At 59.4% G+C, this 7,778-nt stretch carries 10 protein-coding genes; 3 read left to right on the forward strand and 7 right to left on the reverse strand.

Annotation, left to right across the window (positions count from 1 at the left end; translation table 11 throughout):
* Positions 1-80 precede the first annotated feature (80 nt).
* Genes GHO25_RS18015 through GHO25_RS18030 form a run of 4 tightly spaced genes read right to left on the reverse strand, consistent with a single transcriptional unit; the run spans position 81 to position 3,607 of the window.
* Complete coding sequence (locus tag GHO25_RS18015; protein WP_048389456.1) at positions 81-752, reverse strand: methionine ABC transporter permease; 672 nt, start codon at positions 750-752, stop codon at positions 81-83.
* Complete coding sequence (locus GHO25_RS18020; RefSeq protein WP_153391599.1) at positions 749-1,729, reverse strand: methionine ABC transporter ATP-binding protein; 981 nt, start codon at positions 1,727-1,729, stop codon at positions 749-751. Before GHO25_RS18020 ends, GHO25_RS18015 begins: the two co-directional genes overlap by 4 nt.
* Entirely contained in the window at positions 1,726-2,541 is an 816-nt protein-coding gene (locus GHO25_RS18025) for a MetQ/NlpA family ABC transporter substrate-binding protein (RefSeq protein ID WP_153391601.1), read from the reverse strand. The genes GHO25_RS18020 and GHO25_RS18025 overlap by 4 nt, the downstream gene beginning before the upstream one ends.
* Before the next feature lie 28 nt (positions 2,542-2,569).
* Positions 2,570-3,607, reverse strand: a complete 1,038-nt coding sequence (locus GHO25_RS18030; protein ID WP_048372663.1) for an isopenicillin N synthase family oxygenase — start codon at positions 3,605-3,607, stop codon at positions 2,570-2,572.
* Between the two features lie 316 nt (positions 3,608-3,923).
* Between GHO25_RS18030 and GHO25_RS26160 the strand changes: the two genes are divergently transcribed.
* The 3 genes from GHO25_RS26160 (at position 3,924) to GHO25_RS26765 (ending at position 5,461) form a co-directional block, all read left to right on the forward strand.
* Complete coding sequence (locus GHO25_RS26160) at positions 3,924-4,085, forward strand: hypothetical protein (RefSeq protein ID WP_164488153.1); 162 nt, start codon at positions 3,924-3,926, stop codon at positions 4,083-4,085.
* 5 nt (positions 4,086-4,090) lie between these two features.
* Complete coding sequence (locus GHO25_RS18035; RefSeq protein ID WP_088500284.1) at positions 4,091-4,729, forward strand: helix-turn-helix domain-containing protein; 639 nt, start codon at positions 4,091-4,093, stop codon at positions 4,727-4,729.
* A gap of 210 nt (positions 4,730-4,939) precedes the next feature.
* Positions 4,940-5,461 carry a hypothetical protein gene (locus GHO25_RS26765; protein ID WP_178110135.1) on the forward strand — a complete coding sequence of 174 codons (522 nt, stop codon included), beginning with the start codon at positions 4,940-4,942 and terminating at the stop codon, positions 5,459-5,461.
* A gap of 255 nt (positions 5,462-5,716) precedes the next feature.
* On the opposite strand, the gene GHO25_RS18045 is transcribed toward GHO25_RS26765, so the two are convergent.
* From GHO25_RS18045 to GHO25_RS18055, 3 genes are all read right to left on the reverse strand, one after another.
* On the reverse strand, positions 5,717-6,298 hold the full coding sequence (locus GHO25_RS18045; protein ID WP_048389460.1) for a peroxidase-related enzyme: 582 nt from the start codon (positions 6,296-6,298) through the stop codon (positions 5,717-5,719).
* Positions 6,295-6,810, reverse strand: coding sequence for a CMD domain protein (locus GHO25_RS18050; protein WP_153391603.1), 516 nt, complete (start codon positions 6,808-6,810; stop codon positions 6,295-6,297). Before GHO25_RS18050 ends, GHO25_RS18045 begins: the two co-directional genes overlap by 4 nt.
* Positions 6,807-7,778, reverse strand: a 972-nt coding sequence (locus GHO25_RS18055) for an acyl-CoA thioester hydrolase/BAAT C-terminal domain-containing protein (protein ID WP_218581081.1), incomplete at its 5' end; no start/stop codon positions are given. The genes GHO25_RS18050 and GHO25_RS18055, both read right to left, overlap by 4 nt.

The following is a 7,778-nucleotide window of genomic DNA, read 5'->3' on the forward strand; positions in this document are numbered from 1 at the left end:
CCTGCACAGGTATCGATTATCAGAACAATGCTGACTTCACCCGTGAAGGGTGAATGCCTGCATTCGCCAGGCACCACACGTCAACGCCGATGTGCCAACGAACGCACCATCCGGTCGCCCAGGCTTTGCACGCTCTGCACCAGAACTACCAGCACGATGACGGTGACCACCATCACCTGGTTGTTGAAGCGTTGATAGCCGTAGCGAATGGCCAAATCACCCAGCCCGCCGCCGCCAATAACCCCGGCCATGGATGAAAAGCCAATCAGCATGACCAGGGTCAAGGTCACGCCCGCCACTAACGCCGGCAAGGCTTCGGGCAGCAGCACTTTAAAGATCACGTCACGCAGATCACCGCCCATGGCGAGGATCGCTTCGATACGGCCCTTGTCGACTTCGTCCAGGGCGTTTTCGACAATTCGCGCAAAGAACGGGAACGCGCCAATGGTGATGGGCACCACCGCCGCCGTGCTGCCCAACGTGGTGCCGACAATAAGCCGGGTCAGCGGAATCAAGGCGATGAGCATGACCACGAACGGCAATGAACGCCCGAGGTTGACCAGCCCGCCCAGGCTTTTATGCAATTGCGGCATCGGATAAATGCCGCCACTGCGACTGATAAACAGCAATACCCCCAAAGGCAGACCGATCAGCAGGGTAAACAGCCCCGCCAGCAGCACCATGTACAGGGTCTCTCCGGTGGCATTGAACACCAGTTGCAGAATCTCGTTCCAATCGATGGTTCGGTTCATGTGCGTTCTACCCTTACGCCGCGCTGTTTAAGAAAGTCCACGACCTGGGTCAACTTCAGTTCGCTGCCCGGCTGACGCAAGGCCACACGCAAACGGCCCACGTTTTGCCCGCCAACCGACTCAACTCCTTGGGCCAGCAAGTCCACTGCGACACCGTGCTGGCGAGTCAATTCGCTGAGCACTGGCGTGGCCAGCAGCGAGTCGAAAAAGCTCAGTTCCAGTACCTGCGCGTCACTGCCCAGCGCAGTGCTGTAGCCCGGTAACAAGGAGCGACCGAGTGCAGAGTCGGGGTTTGCCAACAGCTGAGCAATCGGCCCCGCCTCGACCAGACGACCATTGGCCAGTGAGGCGGCGTGGTCACATATAGACTTGACCACGTCCAGCTCGTGGGTGATCAGGACGATGGTCAGCCCCAACTGGCGATTAATGTCGCGCAGCAGTTCAAGAATCGAGGCTGTGGTTTCCGGGTCGAGGGCACTGGTTGCTTCATCCGAAAGCAGGTAGGCAGGCCGCGCAGCCAAGGCCCGGGCGATGCCCACCCGCTGTTTCTGCCCGCCGGACAACTGCGACGGGAACGCCAGCGCCTTGTCACTCAGGCCCACCAGCTCCAACAACTCCAGCACCCGCGCCTGACGCTGCGCTTTACTGACCCTGGCAATTTCCAGAGGCACGGCGATGTTGTCAAAAACATTACGCGAGTGCAGCAGGTTGAAGCCCTGAAAGATCATGCCGATGCGTTGGCGTTGCAGGCGCAGTTCGCGATCTGACAGCGCTGTCAGGTCTGCACCGTCCAGCACAATACGCCCGGCACTGGGCCGTTCGAGCAGGTTGAGACAGCGCAGCAGCGTCGATTTACCCGCCCCGCTACGCCCAAGAATCCCGTAGATGGCACCGTCTGGAATGCACAATGACACTTGATCCAGTGAAGGCGCCTGCCCCGGTATGTACGTCTTGCTCAACTGCTCGATGCTGATCATGGTTGGGCACCCACCTGGGTCACGGGCAACACCGAGCCGGTGTAGGAATCGGTAATAAACTTAGCCACCTCTGGCGACGTCAGGTCCTTGGCCAGGCGCTTGATGCGCGGGTCATCCAGCAGCTTGGGCGTGGTCACCAGAATGTTGGCGTAAGGGTTGTGCTCGACCTTTTCGAGCCCCAAGGCGTCCTTGGCCGGCACCAGCCCGGCTTCCAGCGCGTAGTTGCCATTGATCACCGCCAGATCAAGGTCGCCCAGCGCCCGTGGGATCTGCGCCGACTCGACTTCGAGGATTTTCAGTTGTTTGGGATTTTCGGCGATGTCCTTGGGGGTTGCCTGCTCTGCGGCGGGGTCGTTGAAGCCGGGCTTGAGCTTGATCAGGCCGTTGTCTTGCAACAGATACAGGGCACGGCTGAGGTTGGTCACGTTATTGGGCACGGCGACGGTGCCCTTGACCGGCACATCGGCGAAGCTTTTATGGCGTTGGGAATAAATGCCCAGCGGCTCGATATGCACGGTCGCGGCCACGGCAAATTTTTGCCCTAAGGCCAGCTCCTGCGACTTCAAATACGGCAAGTGCTGTGTGTAGTTGGCATCGACATCACCGTGGGCCAACAGCTCGTTGGCGTTGATGCCGCTGGTAAGTTCGATCACCTTGATCTTCAGTTCCGGGTCGATCTTGCGCACGTATTCCAGAATCTGCGCATGGGGCACCGGGTCTGCTGCTATTCGCAGGGTTTCCAGCGCCAATGCATCGTAAGACGTCAGCAAGCCGCCGAGCACCGCCAGGGTCAATCCTGTTTGTTTGAACATGGTCAAAATCCTTGATCGGGTGAGGAACTCAAGCGCTCAGCGCGTCGGGAATCAGTGCATCGGCGTAATAACGCTGTGCGACATCGGGGTGCGAACGCAGGCGACCCTTGAGGTAGTTCCAGCCCACATCCCGAAACAACGGGTTGTCCGGGTCGCTGGCAGGTCCTCGGGCCTCGCGCAACAGCGCCGCAGGCAATGGATACAGCGGCACCACGGCATCCAGTCGGGCACCCAGGAAGAACGCGATCGACAAGCGCTCGCTGCCCTGGGCCGGTGACACCACACGGTGCACGGTGGCGCGCAGATAGCCATTAGTCGCCAGCTCGAGCAACTCGCCAATGTTCACCACCAGGGTGTTGGCGCGCGGCAGTGCGTCAATCCAGCGCCCCTCTTCAACCTCGACCTGCAAACCCGCCTGCTGGTCCTGCAACAGAAAGCTCAGAAAACCTGAATCCTTGTGTGCGCCAACCCCTTGGTTGCTGGCATCTGCCGCCTGGCCCGGATAGCGAATCAACTTGATGTGCTCATTGGGTGTGTCGCCGTACAACTGATCAAAGGCGTGCTCGGGCAGCGACAGCGCCTGGGCAAACGCGCGCAATAAACGCAAGGACATGGCGGTCATCGCCTGCTGCCATTCCAGCAGCAAGGGTTTCAGCTCGGGCAGCGCTTCGGGCCACTGGTTGGGGCCTTGCAGACGTGCCCAGAACGGGCTGTTCGGGTCAGTGGGCAGCACCGCCCGTTCAGCGCCAAGGTCGAACTGCTCGCGCAGATCGGGCTTGCCACGGGTGATCTCGGAAGCGGCGCGGTTGTAGCCGCGAAAGTGCGGGGAGTTGATCATCCCGACGGCCGCTTTATCGGCGTCGGGCAAGGCGAAAAATTGCCGTGAATGCTGTTGCACCTGGCTCAACAACTCGCTGTCGATGCCGTGCCCGGTCAAATAGAAAAAGCCAACGTCCCGTGCCGCGTTACGCAACTCCTCAAAAAAGCCCTGACGCTGCGCCACGGTGCCTTCAAGCAGCGACAAGTCGAGGACTGGCAAGGCGGTGATATCCCTTGTATGCGGCATGCTTCACTCCCATGTGAATCAATGAAGATCGCGGGCGATGCAACTGCCCTGCGTTTCATTAAAGCTAAACGATCTTAAAAATCTCCATCCAATACCTTTTTAGAATTAGCTTAGGTAAAAACTCATCTTGTCTTGCGATCTTTTAAAAGATCAAAAGATCGCGAGGCAAGCTCGCTCCTACAGAGGTTTTTTGCCTGAACAGGGTGGACACGCTAAGTCCAAAATCGAATTAACAAATGAAAATTCAGTATTTATAGAAATAAGAACAACGGATTACTGTGGAGCCATTGAGTTGCCACTGCCCAAGGATCTGACCATGTCCGTATCTGCCAATGTGATTGATTTCGCCCTTTATCGAAAACGCCGTCAGGCACGTGCGGCGGCTGAGCTGATGTGGACTGCGTACGCAGCACGAGCCGGGATCGCCGTGTTTTTTGCCCCGCCGGTGAGTTCGTCCAGCGATACCCGCCGGGCGTAACGTGGATGAATTACCTGCACACCGTTCCCGATCTGCCCGAACTCCCTCCCCCCGCCAAAGACTGTAATAACGGCGACGATGACGCCATTGGCCAATGCGTCGCCCTCAACCTGCAACGCCTGCGCAGCAAGCGCTATTTGTCACTGGATGCACTGGCCCGCGCCAGCGGCGTGAGTCGGGCGATGCTGGCGCAGATTGAGTCCGGGCGCAGCGTGCCGTCGATCAAGGTGCTGTGCAAAATTGCCAAGGGGCTGAAAGTTTCGGTGGCCGCGTTTCTGGAAAACCGCGCGTTTGAAGGGGTCGAGCTGCTGCCGGCGCAACAGAGCAAGCGACTGGTCAGTGCCAGTGGTGCGTTCACCAGCCGGGCGTTGTTCCCCTACGACAGGGCGCGCCAGTCCGAGTTTTACGAGATTCGCCTCAAGCCGTTGGGCGAAGAAGTGTCCGAGGGCCATGGCCCCGGCATTCAGGAGAACCTGGTGGTGGCCCAGGGGGTGGTGGAAGTCAGCGTTAACGAAGAACGTTATTTACTCTCGACCGGGGACTCGATCCTGTTCTATGCCGACCAGCCCCACCGCTATCGCAACCCGGCAGACAGCGAGGCCGTGGCGTTTCTGGTGATCACCTACCCCGAACGCCTGGATTAAATGCAAAAAACCCGGACGGGGAACGTCCGGGTTTTTCACAGGCTTGCACCACCCGTAGCAGCTGACGAGCTTGGCGAGGCTGCGTCCAATTGCGCAGCGATTGCAAAGCCTGACGTTCTGGACCATTTACGACGACTGCGTCGCCGGACGTAGCCTCGCGGTGCTCGGCAACTGCTACGGGCGGGGTGTTACGGGTTGATGGGTTAGCAGGTGCAGCACATCATTGGCATGCCGTTGCAGCTCATCATCATCGGCATGGCGCAGTCGTTCATCATTTTCATCATCAGCATGCAGCAGTTGTTCATCATGTCCATGCTCATGCCGGGCATCGGCATCATCATGCAGGTCATGCCATCTGCTTCCATTTTGCATTCCATGATGCATTTCATCATCGGCATCGGCATGCCCATTGGCATCATCATCGGCATGTTCATGCTCGACATACTGTTCATCATCGCCATGCCGTCTTCAGACATGCACATCATCGACATGTTGGCGCACTGCATCATCATCGGCATGCCGCAGTTCATCATCATCGCCATCATTTCAGCGTTGTTTTTGAACATCGCCATGTCCATGCCCGCAGCTGGCTTCATGGTGCACTTCATGCCCTTGTCGGTCATTTCGCACTTCATGGTGGCCATCATCATCGGCATGCCCATCATCGGCATCATTGGCATGGAGGTGTTCATTGGCATTTGCATGGCGTTCATCATGTTCGAAACTCCGTAATCGACAGTCATGTAGAAATTCTGGGTTCGATTTTAGAGCGCCCCGAGGCACGCGCAAGGTGACGGCCGAGCAGCAGAAATAGCCGTTGCACCGCCTGTTTACCCAAGCAATACAGCCTTTAACGCTGCCATTGCAGGTAAATACCTGTTGCAACTGCATAATCTGTCTGCTGTTACAGCGATACCGACGCAATAGATATTCGTTCGAGGAATATCTAAAGACCTGAAAGAAATAAACGGTCTAACCAATGATCAATCAAGGCCAGACCGGTTCGCCCAGGTTGAGCATCAAGCGATTGGCCCAGGCAAAAATGGCGATAGCGTGGATCAAGTCGAGTATTTCACCGTCATTCAGGCCCTGTTCGCGCAATGCCAATAGCCGCTCGGGCGGTAACTCACCGGGGGTCAGGGTCAGGTCAATGGCGAACTGCACAATCGCCTGTTCCCGTGGCGTGGTGCCCGCCGTGTGCGGGTCGGCAAACACCTGGGCGATGGCGTCGTTGCGCTTGGCCAGTTGTTCGAACCGTTGGGCATGCACCGAGGCGCAAAACACACACTGGTTGATTCGCGACACCACGGCGCTGGCCAGTTCGCGCTCGGCACGGGACAAACCGCCCGGCGCATACATGATCGCGTTGAAGGCCAACGAACGCTGACGTAGCACCTCAGGCTGGTGGATGAGCGTCAGGTAGTACTGCGACACTTTCGCCTGCGGGTGACTCTCTTCCAGCACCGCCTGCTGCGCGGGGCTGGCCTGCGCCGGATCAAGGGTCGGCAGCCAGGCCTTCCAGCCCAAGGTGCGGTTGGTGAAGCCTTGAATATCCAGTGACTCGCTCATTGCGCAGGCTCCAGTGCTTGCAGTGCGCTAAGGCCCGCCGCCAGGCGCACTTGGTAGGAAATAAAGGCAATCAACTGCCCCAACGTGACCACGTCGATGGTCTCAAGGCCTGCGGCCAGCAATGCATTAAGCGCCTCACGGTCACCCTCAACCGGATTGCGCACCAACGTGCGGGTAAAGCCCAGCACCGCCTGCAAGCGCGGCGATTGCAGTTGGGTCAATGTGTCCTGCTCGACAGCCGCCAGGGTTTGCGGGTCGGTCGCCAACAGGTGCAGCGGTTCGCGGTAATGCGCGGCCAAGGGTGCATGCGGGGTCAATCGGCAGGCATACCAGGCCACCAGCAAACGCTCTTCCAGGCTGAGGTTGCCGGGCAAGTCGGCATCGAACAACGCCTCATAACTGCCTTGCGTGGCGCTGACCACTTTGCCCCTGGCCTGACGCAACTGTTGCACCGGGCCACCGGCGGTGAGTAACAACCGATCCAACAGATCGGGTGTGGCAGAACTGTTCATTGCAACTCCTTGGATTGCGCCCGGCGTGCCGCCACGGCGTTATGCAGAAAATCCCTGACGGCCTGCCACGATTGCTCATTGGCCTGGGCATTGGCTGAAGGTTCGCCGTCGTCGCTGTAGGTGGCGGGAATGTACGGCAGCAAAATGCTGTGCCCGGCCTGCGGGTAATCGTGCTGAGCCACCGGCCACGGGTGTTCGAACCGGGCAAGGCGCTGGCTGACCATCTGCCCGAAATGGCTGGATGGCCAGGCGGCATCGTCGCCTGCGGTGAGCAACAGCACCGGCCCGCGAATGTGCTCAACGGCGATCCGTGCCCGCTCCACGGCCTCTTCGTCTTGCAGCGCGGTATTCATAGACACGGCATTGCGCTGCCCGGCATCGCGGGCGGCCCATGAGGCATGCCGATTGTGGTTCCACAGATGCACCAAAGGCTGCCCGTTTAACAGCCAGGCCGGGCCATCGCGGCCAACGGCCGGGTCTGCCGCTGCTTGCCCGCCATGCACCAGCGCACTGGGCACGTAACCGATCACAGCGCCCACCGAGTCCGGGAACAGGCTGCCCAGCAAGAGCACCAGTTCACCGCCGCGCGACTGTCCGCTGAGGGCGATAAAGTCATGGGCCGGGGCCAGTTCACGGCGCATCCAGGCCAAGCCCTGCTTGAAGTACTCCAGCGGCGTATTGGAGATGTAATCCGACAGGCCCGGCGCCTTGAAGTAACCCAGCGCCAAGGCGCTGTAGCCGCGCGAGGCATACAGCGCGGCGCGGGCTTCGTTGATCCCGCCGCCAGAACCATTGAGCACCATCACGGCCGGGTGCGGGCCTGCGCCTGCAGGCTCAAACAAGGTGCCAACCAGGCCGTCTTCACGGATCTCGCGACGCGTCACGCCGGGCGCGGCAAGGCGCTGGGTCAGGGTGTGTTCCAGGTCGCTGCCTTGCAGTTGGATGCGGGTCAGCAGCGGCTCCAGCAC

It is taken from the genome of Pseudomonas sp. FSL R10-1350 (genome assembly GCF_009600525.1).
GTDB lineage: Bacteria > Pseudomonadota > Gammaproteobacteria > Pseudomonadales > Pseudomonadaceae > Aquipseudomonas > Aquipseudomonas helleri.